This is a genomic window from Paraburkholderia sp. BL25I1N1 (genome assembly GCF_003002025.1).
Classification (GTDB): Bacteria; Pseudomonadota; Gammaproteobacteria; order Burkholderiales; family Burkholderiaceae; genus Paraburkholderia.
Window position 1 is genome coordinate 175,041 of record NZ_PVZB01000012.1, and the last position, 16,458, is coordinate 191,498.

The 16,458-nt window shown below is 61.3% G+C and carries 20 protein-coding genes; 14 read left to right on the forward strand and 6 right to left on the reverse strand.

Annotated features, from left to right (window positions below):
- Positions 1-46 precede the first annotated feature (46 nt).
- Positions 47-1,030: an amidohydrolase gene (locus tag B0G73_RS19435; protein ID WP_106282930.1), complete on the forward strand. Its 984-nt coding sequence runs from the start codon at positions 47-49 to the stop codon at positions 1,028-1,030.
- 27 nt (positions 1,031-1,057) lie between these two features.
- Entirely contained in the window at positions 1,058-2,332 is a 1,275-nt protein-coding gene (gene otnK / locus B0G73_RS19440; RefSeq protein WP_106282931.1) for a 3-oxo-tetronate kinase, read from the forward strand.
- Between the two features lie 550 nt (positions 2,333-2,882).
- On the opposite strand, the gene B0G73_RS19445 is transcribed toward otnK, so the two are convergent.
- Positions 2,883-3,278 carry a TetR/AcrR family transcriptional regulator gene (locus B0G73_RS19445; RefSeq protein ID WP_258193370.1) on the reverse strand — a complete coding sequence of 132 codons (396 nt, stop codon included), beginning with the start codon at positions 3,276-3,278 and terminating at the stop codon, positions 2,883-2,885.
- Positions 3,279-3,500: 222 nt separating this feature from the next.
- Positions 3,501-3,878 (reverse strand): helix-turn-helix domain-containing protein, encoded by a 378-nt coding sequence (locus tag B0G73_RS19450; protein ID WP_219907281.1) that lies wholly within the window; start codon positions 3,876-3,878, stop codon positions 3,501-3,503.
- Between the two features lie 134 nt (positions 3,879-4,012).
- On the opposite strand from B0G73_RS19450, the gene B0G73_RS19455 reads away from it, so the two are divergent.
- From B0G73_RS19455 to B0G73_RS19470, 4 genes are all read left to right on the forward strand, one after another.
- Entirely contained in the window at positions 4,013-4,690 is a 678-nt protein-coding gene (locus B0G73_RS19455) for an FMN-dependent NADH-azoreductase (protein ID WP_258193371.1), read from the forward strand.
- 18 nt (positions 4,691-4,708) lie between these two features.
- Positions 4,709-5,326, forward strand: coding sequence for a DsbA family oxidoreductase (locus B0G73_RS19460; protein ID WP_106282932.1), 618 nt, complete (start codon positions 4,709-4,711; stop codon positions 5,324-5,326).
- Positions 5,327-5,378: 52 nt separating this feature from the next.
- A complete protein-coding gene (locus tag B0G73_RS19465) occupies positions 5,379-6,293 on the forward strand; it encodes an SDR family oxidoreductase (protein ID WP_106282933.1) in 915 nt (304 codons plus the stop codon).
- Positions 6,294-6,410: 117 nt separating this feature from the next.
- A complete protein-coding gene (locus B0G73_RS19470; RefSeq protein ID WP_106282934.1) occupies positions 6,411-7,046 on the forward strand; it encodes a DsbA family protein in 636 nt (211 codons plus the stop codon).
- Between the two features lie 163 nt (positions 7,047-7,209).
- On the opposite strand, the gene B0G73_RS19475 is transcribed toward B0G73_RS19470, so the two are convergent.
- Positions 7,210-8,082: a LysR family transcriptional regulator gene (locus B0G73_RS19475; protein WP_106282935.1), complete on the reverse strand. Its 873-nt coding sequence runs from the start codon at positions 8,080-8,082 to the stop codon at positions 7,210-7,212.
- Positions 8,083-8,229: 147 nt separating this feature from the next.
- On the opposite strand from B0G73_RS19475, the gene B0G73_RS19480 reads away from it, so the two are divergent.
- The 4 genes from B0G73_RS19480 (at position 8,230) to B0G73_RS40555 (ending at position 10,152) form a co-directional block, all read left to right on the forward strand.
- On the forward strand, positions 8,230-8,874 hold the full coding sequence (locus B0G73_RS19480; protein WP_106282936.1) for a hydrolase: 645 nt from the start codon (positions 8,230-8,232) through the stop codon (positions 8,872-8,874).
- Positions 8,875-8,919: 45 nt separating this feature from the next.
- Positions 8,920-9,564, forward strand: coding sequence for a nuclear transport factor 2 family protein (locus B0G73_RS41275; RefSeq protein ID WP_258193372.1), 645 nt, complete (start codon positions 8,920-8,922; stop codon positions 9,562-9,564).
- Positions 9,519-9,779: a hypothetical protein gene (locus tag B0G73_RS41280; RefSeq protein ID WP_258193379.1), complete on the forward strand. Its 261-nt coding sequence runs from the start codon at positions 9,519-9,521 to the stop codon at positions 9,777-9,779. The genes B0G73_RS41275 and B0G73_RS41280 overlap by 46 nt, the downstream gene beginning before the upstream one ends.
- Before the next feature lie 166 nt (positions 9,780-9,945).
- Positions 9,946-10,152: a hypothetical protein gene (locus tag B0G73_RS40555; RefSeq protein WP_106282937.1), complete on the forward strand. Its 207-nt coding sequence runs from the start codon at positions 9,946-9,948 to the stop codon at positions 10,150-10,152.
- A gap of 474 nt (positions 10,153-10,626) precedes the next feature.
- Here B0G73_RS40555 and B0G73_RS19495 read toward each other — a convergent pair whose 3' ends face one another.
- Positions 10,627-12,234 (reverse strand): MFS transporter, encoded by a 1,608-nt coding sequence (locus B0G73_RS19495; RefSeq protein ID WP_106282938.1) that lies wholly within the window; start codon positions 12,232-12,234, stop codon positions 10,627-10,629.
- A gap of 148 nt (positions 12,235-12,382) precedes the next feature.
- On the opposite strand from B0G73_RS19495, the gene B0G73_RS19500 reads away from it, so the two are divergent.
- Positions 12,383-13,273 carry a LysR family transcriptional regulator gene (locus B0G73_RS19500; RefSeq protein WP_106282939.1) on the forward strand — a complete coding sequence of 297 codons (891 nt, stop codon included), beginning with the start codon at positions 12,383-12,385 and terminating at the stop codon, positions 13,271-13,273.
- Positions 13,274-13,558: 285 nt separating this feature from the next.
- On the forward strand, positions 13,559-14,176 hold the full coding sequence (locus B0G73_RS19505; RefSeq protein ID WP_106282940.1) for a LysE family translocator: 618 nt from the start codon (positions 13,559-13,561) through the stop codon (positions 14,174-14,176).
- Between the two features lie 292 nt (positions 14,177-14,468).
- Here the strand turns inward: B0G73_RS19505 and B0G73_RS19510 are convergent, their stop codons facing one another.
- Positions 14,469-14,756 carry a hypothetical protein gene (locus B0G73_RS19510; protein ID WP_181196592.1) on the reverse strand — a complete coding sequence of 96 codons (288 nt, stop codon included), beginning with the start codon at positions 14,754-14,756 and terminating at the stop codon, positions 14,469-14,471.
- Between the two features lie 371 nt (positions 14,757-15,127).
- On the opposite strand from B0G73_RS19510, the gene B0G73_RS19515 reads away from it, so the two are divergent.
- Both B0G73_RS19515 and B0G73_RS19520 read left to right on the forward strand, forming a co-directional pair.
- Positions 15,128-15,358 carry a hypothetical protein gene (locus tag B0G73_RS19515; RefSeq protein ID WP_146144206.1) on the forward strand — a complete coding sequence of 77 codons (231 nt, stop codon included), beginning with the start codon at positions 15,128-15,130 and terminating at the stop codon, positions 15,356-15,358.
- A 322-nt stretch (positions 15,359-15,680) separates the two neighbouring features.
- Positions 15,681-16,070, forward strand: a complete 390-nt coding sequence (locus B0G73_RS19520; protein WP_106282942.1) for a DUF3022 domain-containing protein — start codon at positions 15,681-15,683, stop codon at positions 16,068-16,070.
- 8 nt (positions 16,071-16,078) lie between these two features.
- Here the strand turns inward: B0G73_RS19520 and B0G73_RS19525 are convergent, their stop codons facing one another.
- Positions 16,079-16,405: a hypothetical protein gene (locus tag B0G73_RS19525; protein WP_106282943.1), complete on the reverse strand. Its 327-nt coding sequence runs from the start codon at positions 16,403-16,405 to the stop codon at positions 16,079-16,081.
- Positions 16,406-16,458: the final 53 nt, after the last annotated feature.

Here is a 16,458-nt window from a genome sequence, read left to right on the forward strand (position 1 = left end):
GTTTGCTCCGCCCGTCCGGGAAGGGGCAGTACCAGGAGACGCGGGAATGGTCAATCGTCGGCAGATGCTCGTCGCCACCGGTGCGGCGTTGGGCGCAACTTCGCTAATGGGTTTTCAGAAGGTCATGGGCAAAGAATTGGGACATGTTTCCCCGATCGGATTTAAAGTGCCGGCGAATGTCGTAGATTCCCACTGTCATATTTTTAATCCCGACAGGTTTCCGTATTCGCCGAAACGGCGGTATACCCCCCCAGCGGCGACTGTCGAAGACCTCCGGCGCTTTCATGCTGCGATTCACGTGCGCAGGGTCGTGTGCGTGCAGCCGAGTGTCTACGGCACCGATAATGCCTGTCTGGTTGACGCACTTAAGCAACTGGGCCCCGACGCACGCGGCATTGCGGTGATTGACAAGTCGTTTTCGGGGCAGCAGATCGATGATCTGGCGGGTGCGGGTGTCGTTGGTGTACGAATCAACCTGGAAGTCGGCAAGGACCGGAACTTCAACAGCGCTATTACGCGCCTGGAAGAGACGGTTCAGTCGCTGGACGGGCGCAGATTCATCATCCAGATCTATGCGGCGCTCCCCATCATTGATGAACTTGCCCGACGCATTCAGGTACAACCCCATCCTGTCGTGATCGACCATTTCGGACTCGCGAAAGGCGCTGACGGTCCGGAACAGTTCGGTATGTCATCAATGACTGGCCTCATGCAATCACGCAAGGTGTTCGTGAAACTCTCCGGACCGTATCAGATTTCGATGCTTAAGCCAGGTTACGCAGACACGGTCGCGATTGGCCGGACACTGGTCGAGGGCGATCCGGGTCAGGTTATCTGGGGCAGTGACTGGCCACATACCGGCGGTAGCGAACGGCCTGCAAACGCGAAGCCGACAGATATCGAGGCATTTCGCGACGAAGACGAAGGGCGGAATTTCACACTCGTCAAACACTGGGCACCAGACGCTGGAAATCGACACAAATTACTGGTCGACAACGCGACGAAGCTGTTCGGCTTCGGCCCGGCATAGCACGCCAGAACGGGACAGGAGAAGGAATTGAGCAAACCACTACTCGGCTGTATCGCCGACGATTTCACCGGCGGAACCGACCTGGCCAGCACGCTGGTCCGTGGCGGGATGCGCACAGTGCAGGTGATTGGCGTGCCCACGGACGAAACCGTACCGGAGGACGCGGACGCTATCGTCGTCGCACTGAAGACCCGTACGATTGCCCCCGCCGATGCGGTACGCGAGTCACTCGCCGCGCTCGAATGGCTGAAGAAGGCGGGTTGTGAACAGTTTTTTTTCAAGTACTGCTCGACGTTCGACTCGACTCCACAAGGAAACATTGGGCCCGTGGCGGATGCTATGGTCGATGCGCTCGGGGTTGATTTCGCGATTGCGTGTCCGGCGTTTCCGGAAAACAAGCGCACTGTCTATCAAGGATACCTTTACGTCGGCGAGGTATTGCTGAGCGAATCGGGAATGCGAAACCATCCGCTCACGCCAATGACCGATCCCAACCTCGTGAGAGTGCTGCAGGCCCAAACTGACCGGAAGGTGGGGCTCGTCAGTTTCCCGACGGTCGCGAAAGGGTCGAGCGCGATTCGCTCAGCCTTCGATGTCTGCCGACAGAACGGTGTTCGGTACGCGATCGTTGACGCGCTGAACGATTCCGATCTCATTTCGATCGGCGCTGCGTTGGCAGGCGCCAGACTGATTACCGGTGGCTCCGGTGTTGCAATGGGTCTCCCGGCAAATTTCCGTGATGCGGGCAAGCTGCCCCAGGCCGGCACAGCAACTGAACTGATCGATGTGGGCGGTTACAGCATCGTGCTGTCCGGTAGCTGTTCGGTTGCAACGAATGGACAGGTTGCGCATTGGATTGCTTCGCGACCAGCGTTCCAGCTCGACGCAGTCTCCCTGTCGACTGACGACCGGCAGATCAGGGATGCGATCGAGTGGGCATCGGCGAAGGTCGCCGACGAACCGGTGCTTATTTATGGAAGCGCGACACCGGATATAGTCAAGGCAGCACAGGAACAACTCGGTGCTGAGCGGGCAGGGCAGTTGATGGAGAATGCGTTGGCGACAATTGCACGGGCGCTTGTGGACAAGGCTGGCGTCCGCAAGGTGGTGGTCGCTGGTGGTGAAACCTCGGGGGCGGTCGTGAAGGCGCTTGATGTCACTGCCCTGCGGATAGGCGCTCCAATCGACGCGGGCGTGCCATGGACAATCGGACTGGCGAAGCAACCGCTCGCGCTTGCATTAAAGTCCGGCAACTTCGGCACGGTCGACTTCTTCCAGAAGGCACTTGCCTGCTGGAAATAGTGGCGCGGTCGCCGACCCACATTGCAGATGTGCGTTGTCAACCCCGGTTCGATATCTGCGAATCGGGGCGGTGTCGCTGAGGTTCGAGACGTCCCAGTTATAGAGATAAGAAATGCTAATAATTTAGAGGGTGTTGGACGATAGTGCAGCAACCAGCGGCGCTCCCCGCGGCATCGGCACGAAGCGCTTGCCATCCCCATCTTTGATTGCCCAGAATGAAAACCAATGCCCTTAACCGGCTACGTCCCTCCCATCAGCTTGTTCTCGCGTGCGCTCTGGTGGCGGCTTTCTTGGTCGTAGTTGACGAGAACGCCAGCCGCGTCAAGGAGGTGTCGGCGCTCACGCCTGGGTGGCAGCGAGGCCCGGCGATTGGCTGATTGAGCATCCCGTCATGGGGCCGGCTTGCGGACGCCATCCGACGCAATGCCGACAACAATTCGTTGCACTCTGTTACGTGCCCGTCCTGGCATCGTTGCTCGATGGATTTGTCAGGATCGCACTCGGAATAAGTTGAACGAGATGATCCTCCCGTGGCGCGAATGAGGGTTGGTCAACCGCCCAGCCGAGAGCCGTCATCAGGGGCGAACAGGTCGTCCCCATTCATATCGGCGCGCGCCGCATACCCTTGGCCTGAGCACGGAGCAGTATTCGCGCGCTCGCTGAGTGCACTGGCTGCGCGCGAAGCATAAAGAGCGGATTCCGGGCTCATGTGGGCGGCCGCCATCAGGGCGACAACGCCCCTATAGCTTTGGGCGAATGCCAACCACTCGCGAAACGCGGACACGAGCGCTTCGTCCGGCGAATTCGACGTTTCGAGTTCGTCTGCCTTCTGCGTCAGTGCGTCCAGATTCGTACACAGCAGCGCTTCAAACAAGGCTTCTCGCATCGGGAATTGACGAAGCAGCGTGGCCGACCCAACATCGGCCCGACGGGCGATATCGCGCATCGACGCATCGGCATCATGCTCGGTGGCGTGGATCGGCGGTCACGTGCTCGGCCTCATCGTACTGGCGCAGGCAGCGTAGTTGCAGCGCAAAACGCGCAAATCTGGTGGTCAACAGACGGGCGGCTCTCGGGGAGGCAGGTGGCAATAGCTTCCGTGTTCCGCGTCACCGAGTTTTTTGAGAATGATGGGAAGCGGGAGGTCCAGTGCGCTGATTTGAAGCCTTTACGACGTTCCATCGTATGCAAGGCGAGCGTTCCTGATTGCTGTATGGCTGCGATCGGCCCACCGGACAAGAACGGTCAGGGGTTCGAGAAGTGTTTCGCCTAGAGGCGTCAGGCAGTACTCGACACTCGGCGGCTTGGTAGGGAAAACCGTCCGCGCGATCAGTCCGTCGCGCTCCAGATCGCGAAACGTCTGCGTCAGCATTCGCTTGGAGATGTCCGGGATCGCGCGCTGAACAGCGCTGAAGCGATGCGGACCGTTCGCCAGAGTGACCAGGATAAGCGTCGACCACTTGTCGCCGATCCGGTCGAGAACGTCTCGAACCGGGCACTGCGGGTCGAACGACCAGTTCGGTTGATGTCTATGGTTAGCGGACAAACGGCCGGGTCCGTCAGCGGATGCCGCGGCGGTTACTTCTATCTCACCCTGTCCCAAAATCCTGCCTCCTTCACGCCGCTTATGGTCTCACTTATTATGCATTGTCTCTATTCTAGACCGCAAGGAAGAAGATAATGTCCGCTCCCTCCAGGCTCGTTGTCACTGGCGCCGCCGGCCGACCTGGCAGGAACGCTGTGAGGCTGCTGCATATCGACACAAGCATCAAAGCGACAGGATGGTTAAGCCGGGAATTATCAGCTGCGGCGGTGGAGCGCCTGAAGCGTGAAGCTCCGGACATTGTGGTCCATTACCGCGACCTTGCCGCCCATCCGCTAGGCGATCTTACCGGACGCATTTTTGCAGCCCATGCACAGGGCGCGGACATTCGAGATCTCGATCAGGCCGAACTCAGTGACCTCGCCGAAAGCGGAAAAGTTCTCGATGAGTTTCTGACCAGCGAGGTGATCGTCATGGGCGTCGCTTTCTACAATTTCACCGTCCCGAGTTCCCTCAAGGCCTGGATCGATCGGATTTGTGTTGCTGGAAAAACGTTCAGCTATGGCGCCAGCGGTGTAGTCGGGCTGGCGCGCGGTAAGCGCGTGATCGTTCTTCTGGCGCGGGGCGGATTCTATGGCGAGGGATCGCCGAATGCGCGCCATGAACATGCCGAAACCTATCTGCGGTCCGTCTTCTCGGTGCTCGGTATCGACAACCTTGAGGTGATCGTCGCCGAAGGGGTCGACGTCAGCCCTGAGCTGCGCGCAACCGCCCTAGAGACAGCAATGGGCAGTATCGAGACGCTGGCGGCTTGATCCCGACGGAGGCACAACGTGCTCAAGATCGATGTTTATTCAGATTCCATCTGCCCATGGTGCATCATCGGGACGCATCGGCTCGATAAGGTTCTGCGGGAACGCTTTCCCGGCCTCGACGTGGATATCGAACATCTTCCATTCGTGCTTCATCCTGGGGCGCCGCCGGAAGGGTTTCGCATCGACGAATATTTCAGGCGGAAAGGCATTGCAGATCCGACGATCGCCTTCGCTCGCCCTGAAGCGGAGGCGAGCGCCTCCCGACTCGCTCTGGATCTAGGCAAGCAGCCCCTCGGCTATCGCACCGTCCACGCCCATACGCTGCTGAGGTATGCCCGCGCCCGCGGAACACAGCACGATCTCTCAATGGCGTTGATGGACGCGAACTTCCACGCGGCCCGCAACATCTCCGACAAGGATGTCCTGGCGGAGATCGCCGCGCGGCACGGCTTCACGGCCGGGGAAGCGCAAGCCATTCTGGCTGATCCCGCGGAGCAGGCGGAAACCGAAAGGCAAACCGCCGCGTCCAGAGCCAGGGGCGTGCGCTCCGTGCCCACCTTCGATATCGAAGGGGTTGTCATCGGAGGCGGCTCGGAGGACGAGATCGCGGCGGCCATTGCACAGGCACGTCGCTGAGGGTTTCACTTGTTATGCCTCATCTCTGTTTTAGACCACAAGGAAGAAGATCATGCCCGTTACCTCCAGGCTCTTTATTACTGGCACCACCGGCCAACTCGGCAGCCACGTCATTGACGCGCTCCTCGAGATGGTGCCCGCGAGCGCTATCGTCGCGGGTATGCGTGATCCGGCCAGGGATGAAGAGGCCGCCAATGCGTTCCGCAAAAAGGGCATAGAAGTTCGTGCCGCCGATTATTCCCGACCCGAAACACTGGCGGGCGCGTTTCCCGGGGTGGATCGGCTGCTCCTGATCTCCAGCAGCGAGAACGGCAGGCGCAAGGTGCAGCACCGCAACGTCATCAGCGCTGCAAAGGACGCCGGTGTCGGCCTGATCGCCTACACCAGCATTCTCCACGCGGACACCTCACCGCTGTTTCTGGCCGAAGAGCATCGCGACACGGAAGCGGCCCTGGCGGAAGCCGGCGTGCCGTTTGTGCTGTTGCGCAACGGCTGGTACACGGAGGTCTATACATGGCGGCTGCCGCTCGCCTTGAAGCATGGCGTCCTCATGGGCGCGGCGGATAATGGGCGCATCTCGTCCGCCGCGCGTGCCGACTACGCCAGGGCTGCGGCGACCGTCCTGGCCGGCGGCGACCACGCGGGCCGCATCTATGAGCTGGCGGGCGACGCGTCCTTCACGCTGGCCGAACTCGTCGCCGTAGTGGCCGCAGCATCGGGCAAGCCGATGACCTACCAGAACATGACGCCTGAAGCGTTCCGATCGGCGCTCCTGGACGCCGGCCTCCCGGAGATGGTGGTCAGGATTCTGTCGGACACAGATGCGGGCGTGGAGAAGGGGGCGCTGTTCGATGACGGCGGCGCGCTTGCCCGGCTGATCGGGCGGCCGACCACTCCCTTCCAGACCACGATCACCGGCTTTGTGCACAGCCAGCAGTCCGTCGGCGAGGCTTCGGGCCACGCATAAGTTGGCCCTCCGCGTGGCTGCAAGGGGCGTTCCGTCTGAAACGGCTGATGCCTGAACGAAGCGCCCCTTCCTGGCTGGACCGCCAGCCGGTCAGATTTCAGTTGCGAGAGGTGATGGATGGCGACGTCGATACTGCATTACGTGCATGATCCGCTTTGTGGCTGGTGCTATGCCGCGAGCCCGATGGTCGAGGCGGTTGCGAACGCCGGCATCCCAATAGTGCTGCACGGGGGTGGACTGTGGGAGACCCCGACGCATGTGGCGCCTGACAAGCGCGCCTATATGCGGCGGAGTGACGCGCGCATCGCCGAGCTGACCGGCGTCACGTTCGGCGCCGCCTACCTCGACGGCCTGCTCGTGGATAGAGACACAGTGTTCTGGTCACGCCCGACCACTGCCGCCGTTCTCGCTGCCGGTGCTATCGAGCAAGGTGCCGACCTGCGCATGCTCCGCGCTATCCAGCACGCCCACTATGTTGAAGGACGTCGTGTGGTGGAGATCCCGGTTCTCACCGCCGTGGCTGTGTCTATAGGCTTGGCAGCAGATGAGTTTAGCGGAGCGCTCGAAACCTCAGCGGTGGACAATCACATTGCCGCAACCCGTCGCTGGATGCAGCAGGCGGGATTGCGCGGCTTCCCCGGCTTCCTGCTGGAACGTGGCGTCGATCTGGTCCGCATCGAGCACGAACCCTTTTACGGCCGCCCGGCCGACTTCGTGAACGCGATCGTAGCGCTCGATCCGGCCTTGACATGACCAGGACGTGGTGGAACGGCAGCACTCATTCTCCGGAATACCCGAGTCCTTGCGGCCCTTCTTCATTCGCATCCCCGTATTGGATTCGGCTTATCGCCGCAAGCCAGCCGAAGAGGCATGCACCTGTTGTCCGAAGGACCCGCGCTTTCGAGACGCCGGGCGACTACGCATGCTGATCGAAACACTCGATCAGCATGTCTGTCAAGACCCGGATTTTTGCCGAGGGATTCTGACCGGGCGGGCGCACAACGTATATACCCGCCGTCGGGGGCGGAAAACGACACATGACCGGCACGAGCGCTCCAGACGCAACGTATTGCTCTGTCACGCCGTCAGGGAGCCATGCGAGGCCGAGCCCCGCTACCGCGGCGGCGGCGATAGCGATGGCGTTGTCAGCCTTGAAACGCCCCTGCGGATGAACGGTTATGGCCTTGTCGCCATCCATAAACCGCCAGCTTTCCGTTCCCTGCATCAGAGCCTGGTGACCGAGAAGTTCGTCCGGTGTTTCAGGCGCGCCGTGCGCTTCGACATAGCCAGGGCTTGCGACGAGCTTTCCGTAGATAGGTCCAACGCGCTTCGCGATGAGAGTCGAATCCTGAAGGTAGCCGATCCGAATCGCGCAGTCATATCCCTCGCCAACCAGGTCGACAATGCGGTCGCTGTAGCAGGTGTGGATGTGCAGCAGCGGGTGACGTCGCGCCATTTCCGCCAAAACCGGTGATAGATGAGTCGGGCCGAACGTGAGCGGCGCTGCGATTCGCAAGCGGCCGCGCAGGTCTCCGGCTGGTGAAATCGTCTCCCTGGCTGCGTCGATCTCGGCAACGACGCGGGCGGCGTAGTCGCGAAACGCGGTGCCCGCTTCAGTCAGAGCGGCACCACGGGTTGTCCTCGCCAGGAGCTGGACGCCAAGCTCTGATTCAAGCCGCAATAGTCGCCGGCTAACGATGGATTTGGAGATCCCTAAACGGCGAGCAGCGGGCGAAACGCCGCCGGAGTCCGCGACCTCAACAAATGTCTGAAGCTCTTCGATGTCCAATTCGGCGTTCCTCTTTCCGCGACACAGCGTGGCAAAAATTGAGTCTACCGTCGCAGAACAGCGAATGACAACATTCGTTTGCCGGCCGCTTGTCGGCGCATCTCCAAGGAAACCCCTCAACATTTCCCATAAACGCAGAGGATTTTTATGACATTTCGCAATGGCCTCAATTCACTCCTCCGCCCGGAAGATTCGGTCCTTGTCTTGATCGACCACCAGCCTTACCAACTCGCCAACCTGAACAGCCACGATCCTCAGGCCGTCGTCAACGCGTCGACTGCCTTGGCAAAGTCGGCCAGGCTCTTCGGCGTTCCGACCATCCTCACGAGCGTGGTTGCCGCGCGCGGTGGTCTGCTCTTCCCGCAGATCACCGACGTTTTCCCCGGCCAGGAAGTGATCGACCGCACCTTCATCAACACCTGGGAAGACAAGAAAGTCGTGGACGCCGTTAAAGCGACGGGCCGCAAGCAACTGATCATCGCTGGTTTGTGGACCGAAATTTGTGTGGCGATGCCCGTGATCCAGGCGCTCGGGGAAGGCTGGGATACTACGGTCATCACAGACGCATCGGGTGGCACATCCGTGGAGGCGCACCAGGTCGCTATCCAGCGCATGATCGCAGCTGGCGCGAACATGATGACCTGGCTGGCGCTGGCAGCCGAGTGGCAACGCGACTGGGCTCGTACCGAAACTGCGGGCGCGATGACCGAAGTATTGGGCCAGCACGCTGCGGGTAGCGGCATTGCCTATTTCTGGGAGCAGCAGCTTCTCAACACGCCAGTTCCCGCCTGACTCTGATCTCCGAGGGAATGACACAGTGCGCGCGCTCGACTACTCATGAAGTCGGTCGGCCGCAGCGCGTCATTCCCCTCGTATCACGTTCGCGCCCAGCGCACGCACCGCGACCACAGCCATTTCTGGCTGTCCCTGCCATACCTCGCTGAAGGAATAATGAACATGACGATGCAAGGTTTTCCCGTCGGACAGGAGATGGAAGTTACCTACCCACTCTTCAAGGTGTACTTGACGATCCAGTCGGAGACCGAGTTGACTTTCGCGATTAGGGAAGGCGAGTTTGCAAGGACCGAGACCGTCGCAATTCAGGCCGTACCGCTTGGCAACAGCGTTTTCGCTGTAAGTTGGAAAGAGTCGAACGGTGCGACGGTAATGAACATCCAGGACTATGATCGCGGTGTATTTCTCTCGTTCGTGACGCTGACCAGCGGCGAGTTCTGGCGCATGACTGGCCTGATGGTGGTCACTCGACCCGCGAAAAAGGCCTCAGATGATCGTCCCGAGCGCAACAAGGCGCTTGCGGTCGAGGCAATGATCGCGTTGTTCCAGCGTCGCGATGCTTCGGCCGTCGAACGGTTCTACGCGCCTGATTACGTTCAGCACAATCCGCACATCCCCAAGGCCGCGACGCACTTCAGACGCTGGTCGCCAATCTATCGTCCGACGTCTATTACGAGCCCGGTATGATCGTCGCCGAGGGCAATTTCGTCGCCATCCACGGGCGCATGCACGGCTTGGCGTCCACGCCGCAGATCGTCGTTGATCTTTTCCGTGTCGAAGACGGCAAGTTGGCCGAGCACTGGGACGTTTTGCAGGACGAGGTGCCGGGTACGGCTGCTCTGGGTGGCACACCGATGTTCGACCCCGAGGAACGCGTGCGCCAAACGGAGCCCCGAGCCTAGACCTTCGCGGCCGCAGTCGCCGCGCAGGCCGCCAAACAACACCGCGTCCAAGGCCTTCCATGGAATTCGGGCCCGACAGTTTCGCAGCCGTCTCGCCCGATCCGGTGAGTGCGAAACTTCTATCCGCGACTGACCAAATGGCCAACCTCCTCTGAGGAAGTGGAGGTTGCCGACCAAGCCTGGCTCGACGTCGTTCGCATCAGCGAGCACCACCGCATTCTTCGACTCTTCATTCGCGATCATCCTTGCTGCGGCAACAGCCCGCACCGCCAGTATCCGCTTGACCGGTGACATGACCGTTCTGAGCGCAGCCATTCAGGCATTTGCGAGGACTGACCTGATTTCTAAAGGTCGCGCCGCAGTCGCGTCGTAACGCGCGGATGGTTTGCGGGAAGAAAGTGCGTTTTCGCGCGCCTACAGCAAAGCGCGGCGGGCAATCCGGGCCATTACTCGTAAAAACCGTCAGCCAGGTGAATATAGCCTCATCTCATCGGTCGCCTTCGTCGTCAGTCGAGTTCTACTGCATCGGACAGCAGTCGGCCATGAAGCGCCGCTCGCCGGAGCCACAGATCCGACGTTCAAGTCACAGCTTCGCCTCAGTCACCGGCCGCTCGCGAACCGAGGATGAACCGCTTCCAATCGCAGCCAGTGTGCTGGAGACGTTTTTCCAAAGAAGAAGGGTCTACGAAGCCGTCTGGTTATCGATCGGAGACGGGCTAACCGGTGGGGATGTGACGCCGACGGCCGCGACGGGCAGGCTCGCATGTGCGTGACACCGGACCTGTCGATCGTCCACGCGACGAATGAACACGATGTCAATTCCGGCCGGTTGCGCAAATGGATTGCATCAGTGATCGTCGCGCGCGAGCTCGGGTACTGGCGGCACGACGTCCGCCGTCGGTGTGGATGGGGCGACATGCGCGTCGCCTGCCTCCGCGCCAAACGGTGCGTCTTGCACGCGGACCCGGCTGAGGAACGCGAATGCCGCGATCGCGCATAGCAGCGTAACGACCGTGAGTCCGTCGAGCAGGCTGCCGAACGCCGCATGGTAGCTGGCCTGCAGCGTCGCGCGCGCGACGTCCGGCAGCCGCGCCGCTGCGTGCGCGAGGTCACCCGTCGCGAGCCGTGCGGCCGCATCGGCGATGGCCGCCGGTTCTGCGTGCGGGATCGCCGCGCGCAGGCGACCCTGCGCGAGCGCCGCGAGCAGCGCGCTCACGACCGCAAGCGCGACGCCTTCGCCCGCGACACGCGTCGTGCTGAAAATGCCCGTGGCCATTCCCGCGCGCGATTTCGGCACCACGCTCACCGACAGACCGTCCATCAGCCCCCACGGCATCCCCGCGCCGATGCCGATCGCAAGCATCGGCCCGATCGCGCTCGCCCCCGCACGGGTGTGGAGCGCGCCGGCGAGCGCGTACAGCCCCGCTGCGGCGATCACCAGCCCGATCCCCGAGATCGCGCCCGCCGACATCCAGCGCGTAAGCGTCGCTGCCACGACCGGCACGACCAGCATCGGAGCCGACAGCGCGAGCATCAGCCAGCCCGCGTGAACCTCGTCATAGCCGTCGACGCCGATGAAGCGCAGCGGCAACACGACGAGCAACACGATGTAGCAGTAGCAGGTCGCGATCGGCAGCACCTGGACGCCGACGAAGCGTGGATAGCGGAACAGCGACAGATCCAGCATCGGCCGCGCGACGCGGCTCTCGACGACGATGAACGCGACCGCGAACGCGACGCTCGCGGCAAGCAGCCCGACCACGGCCGCCGAGCTCCAGCTGCGGGAAGGCGCCTCAATGACGCCGCACGTGAAGCAGGTGAGCGCGGCCGTGAACGTCACGGTGCCAACCCAGTCGAGCTGACGCGCGTGCGGATCGCGCGACTCGCGCATTCGCGGTACGCCGAACCCGAGCGACAGCGCGCCTGCAACTGCACCGGTCGCAAAAATCGCGCGCCAGTCGAACTGCGCGATGAGCCAACCGGCCAGCACCGGACCGAATGCGAGGCCGATTCCGAACGTCGTGCCGAGCGCACTGAACGCGCGGGTTCGCGCGTGGCCGTCGAATTCCTGTGCGAGTGCGGCGGTGCCGCCCGCCAGTGCCGCAGCGGCCGCCACGCCCTGTGCGGCGCGCAGCAGATCAACGACCACGATCGACGGCGCGAAGCCGAGCGCGAGCGATGTCAGCGTGAAGCCCGCAACGCCACACGCGAACACTCGCTTGCGGCCGAACCGGTCCGCGAGCGTGCCCGCCGCCATCAGCAGGCTGCCGAACGCCAGCATGAATGCGTTTGTGATCCAGTTCATCGCGACGGGGCCGCCGCCCAAGTCGCGGCCGATCGAGGGCGTCGCGACTGCACCTCCGGAGAACGTGAGCGGCAACGCGAGCGCGGCCATGCAGACCGCGGCGAGCACGACGAGCCGCCTCGTCGAGTTGGGAGAATTCGTAGAGTCCATCATCGCTCCTAGTGAAATACCGATGCCTGACGCATCCGGCCGAGCGACAAAGGATATTTCCGATTCAATGTGCTAGAAACGAGGTGCAAGTCCGCATATACCGGAGTTAAATTCCGTAATTAATCGAATCACCGAGGGTCGAACTGGCATGGACAACCTGAACGGCATCGTCGCGTTCGTGCGCACCGCGGAGACGCTCAGCTTCGTCGCGGCCGGACGAAAGCTCGGCATCTCGGCGTCGGCGGTCGGCAAGACGATCGCGAGGCTCGAGCGTGCGCTCGGCGTGCGGCTGTTTCACCGGACCACGCGCCGAGTCACGCTGACCGAAGAAGGGCGGCATTTCCACGAGCGCTGTCATTGGATTCTCGAAGAGTTGCGCGACGCGGAGGCAATGCTATCGAAGGCAGCGCAAGCGCCGCGCGGCCGGCTACGCGTCAGTCTGCCCGTGATCGGCTATCGCTTCCTGCTGCCGGTGCTGCCCGCGTTCAGCGCGCGCTATCCCGACGTCGAGCTGGATCTTGATTTCAATGACCGGCTTGTCGATGTCGTCGATGGAGGTTTCGATGCAGTGATCCGCAGCGGTGCTCTCACCGACTCAAGCCTCACATCGCGTCGGCTCGGGCCCTTCCTGTTCGTGCTCTGCGCATCGCCCGGCTACGCTGCACGCGCCGACCTGCCGCGTACGCTCGACGGGCTGGCCGGGCACAGCTGCGTGCGTTACCGGTTTCCGACCACCGGCAAGCTGCAGCCGTGGACGCTCACGACGGACGGCGGCGAACCGCCGAACCTGCGCACCGTGATGACCTGCAACAACATGGAGGCGCTGCGCGGCGCGGTGATCGCTGGCTTTGGAGTCGGCTTCATGCCGGACTTCCTCGCGCGCGACGCGCTCGCGAGCGGCGTGCTGGTCAAGGTGCTCGACGACCACCCGATCGCGCCCGGTCAGTTCTCCATCCTTTGGCCGTCGAGCCGACAACTTTTGCCCAAGCTGCGCGTGTTCGTCGACTTCATGTGTGCGCACCTGTTTCCGGCGCTGTGAAAACCGGTGCGGGGAAGAAGGGCAACCCCATCCTGGCAAGGTAGTGAAGTAGCACAGCAACTGTTGGGTTTGTAGTTACTCGACGATCAACTCGATGGGACGAGCGGCGGCTGTACTCCCAAAGCGGTCGTCGCGGTGACCCGAGTCCAAACGGCTACAGGGTCGGCTTCGGCCGACTGCATTGGGCAGTAGCCGGCCAACAGCAGCCAGTCGTGAATTGCTTCAGAATAGTGGCCGATGGAGCAACTCCACGTTTTGTACAACCACAATTCACCGAGGCTACAAATGGTCGATTGGTCTGCTATTGCGACAGTCTTTTCTGTCTATGCGGCAGCTGCCGTTATACCCGGGCCGAACTTCGTCGCAGTCACTCACAAGGCGGTAGCCGGTAGACGCTCCGATGCGCTCGCGCTTGTCGCCGGAATCGTGACGGTGAATCTGTTCTGGGCGACTTGCGCCATCCTTGGTATCGGAATGGTGTTCGCTATTTTCCCGTGGCTCGCTGCCGGCGTAAGGCTTGCTGGCGCGGCATATCTGATCTGGTTCGGGCTGCGGCTCGTTGTGTCGGCACGGGCAACCCCCTCTGGAGCACATTACCCAACGAAGACGCCTCTGTTTCGTGCCGCGTTCCTGCAAGGTATCGCGACAAATATCGCGAACCCGAAGTCCATCGCCTTTTATGCGGCAGTGTTTTCCTCAGCGGTGCCCGCCCACGTTTCCATGCCGACGTTCTTCGCAATGCTTGCTACTGTCGGTGCATCAGCGACGTGCTGGTACGGAGCAGTCGCGCTCGTCCTATCGCACGTGGCGATTGCGACGGCGTATCGTCGCGCGAAGGCATGGATCGACCTCACATGTGGAGGGCTCATGATTGCACTGGGAATCCGGCAGGCATTTCGCTAACAAAAGCGCCCGGCGGAGCCTATCTGAACGGCCGCTTTGCGTGTGGGCGACCGTCCCTTGCGGGTCGATCTGAGCCTGTCGTCGTCGGGCTCTGGGCGGCCATTACCCGACAGGCGAGGGACGAGGCGGAACGGCTGCTCTCCCGCAAAAATCCGATGACAGAAGCGTCGAGCGTGACGTTGTTCGAGGCGGCCCATCCTGCCGGATGGGCCAAAATGTCCAGATCAACCCGAACCCCGCTACCGCCGTGAGCTACGCGATAATTCTGTGCGATCGCGGCGCATCCGGCATTTCATCTGGATGGAATTGCTTCCGGAATGTCGCTCCGGGATGATGGCGTCTCGTGCTGCGTTTCATCGCCGCTGCCGTCGCGCTCGCAGATCCATTCAAATGCCCATTGTTGGGCGACTGTGATCGCCTCGTCCTCCGTATCGAAATACGAAAGATCACGCTCGATGTGCATTTCACCATCAATTTCTTCGTCAGCCGAAACGCGAACCAGTCGCGCGTGTGCGAAGAATTTCCCAAGGGAGAAGTCGGGAGTCGCGTCGATGATCCACCCACGGTACCCGCATTTCATGATTACCTCCGATACTCAGGCTAATCGGGATTCGAAAAGGCAAAGCATGGATTCGCCGGTCGTAATCGCCAAACCTCCTTCCCCTGTCAAAAGCTCGCGGACGTCCGTGCCCGCGGTAGCTGGGCAGACGTTTACCCCGGATGCCGATTCAGTTATAGACCTTGCGCGGCGCGACAGCGACTCCAACTGTCTAGGAAAGCAAAAAAATGCCTTTTCAGGCAGAGCGCCGAACCGAGTGATCCCACAGCGGCCTTCAACCCCTGCAGCGAAACATTGCCGTCATGATCGTCAGCGGGGCGGAGATCTCTCGCGGCATAAATGATGCGGGGCGACAGGTTAGAAAACTGGACAGGATGCCGGGGGGATTGGAAATGGACGTACTCGAGATGGCGCGCGATTCAGGATTCGCCGTACTGCTGGATGGCAGGATCGGGCACGATGAATACACCAGCGTTTCCGGCACGAAGGAGGCATTGCAACAGTTTGCAGATGCGGTCCGGATGACGGTGTTGCAGGAGCGCAATCGACATACCAGATTTCGGCCTGCCTGCATGTCGACAGGTCACTGGCAGCCGAGACGCACGTATGCAGGCATTGAATAACTACCGTGACAATTCACTCTAATCCTGGCCGCCTCGTCGTGTAGCCGCAGCGGCAGCATGTTGCCGCTGTGACATGTCGCGAACAGCGTGCAGCTCATTTCTCATGGTCGGCACATTGACGAAAATTCTACTCGTTATTATTGCCGCTTCGTGTAGCGGATGCTCGCGCAAGGACGACAGCGGAATCACTATTCCGGGCGGACACAACAGCAATGGCAACGGTGCATCATCGCCGAGGGCGGGCACGAGTTCCTGAGTTCTTCTGGCGAGTTCGGCGCGCGCGAGACGCCTGTCAGATGACGGATTATAGGAGGAAACAATCATGAGGCCGATTGACCGGGAGCAGCGGATCGAAGAGATCGAACTGGGATTGGCAGGGGTATTCGCCTCACCAAAAGTACCGTCGGTGAAATGTTATGAGGAAAGATCCCACGTGCAGTTTCAGCTATCCTGGGTTGTCGAGTCAGAACGCGATACGTCACTGGATTCGCGCTGCGCCATCGCGATCAGATTTACGGAACCACAAATTGATCGCTACGCCGCGATGGACACCGCCCAACGCAGGGCGATCCGGGACCGGCTGGGGACTTTCGTCCGGCAACGGTTTGACGAACAGTACAAGCGACCGCCAGTAGAAGGCGACTGCTCGATCGAGCTGGACGTCGACGACGCGCTTCTGGATACACAGGACAATGGGAGTTCTTACCCCTGAGGCAACGCTCATGGATAAAAATACGCATCGAGCGCCCATGGTAACGCGATCAGACGATCGACCATAGCTGCGAGCGTATTGGGTGACACGGCCGCGAACGTAATGGTCATTTCTTCGTAGCCGTGACGGCGATCGACGCGAACCCGAACGTGGTCCGCATGGTGTGCCTCGCAACCGAGAACCTGCCAAGCAGCAACAACCCTCAGGTCCCCTGCCTTTGCACGCACGGTGAGCCGGTAACGATCGCATTGGACCGGTGCGCGGTCCCCGTCTGACATCACCTGCATGATGGGATCGTCCGGTGACACTTCAATTTGGCCGTCGGTCGATTGCATTCTGGACTCCGGAAGACCAGTCCTGCGGAACAGGGGCCAGAGCCGATTGGCCA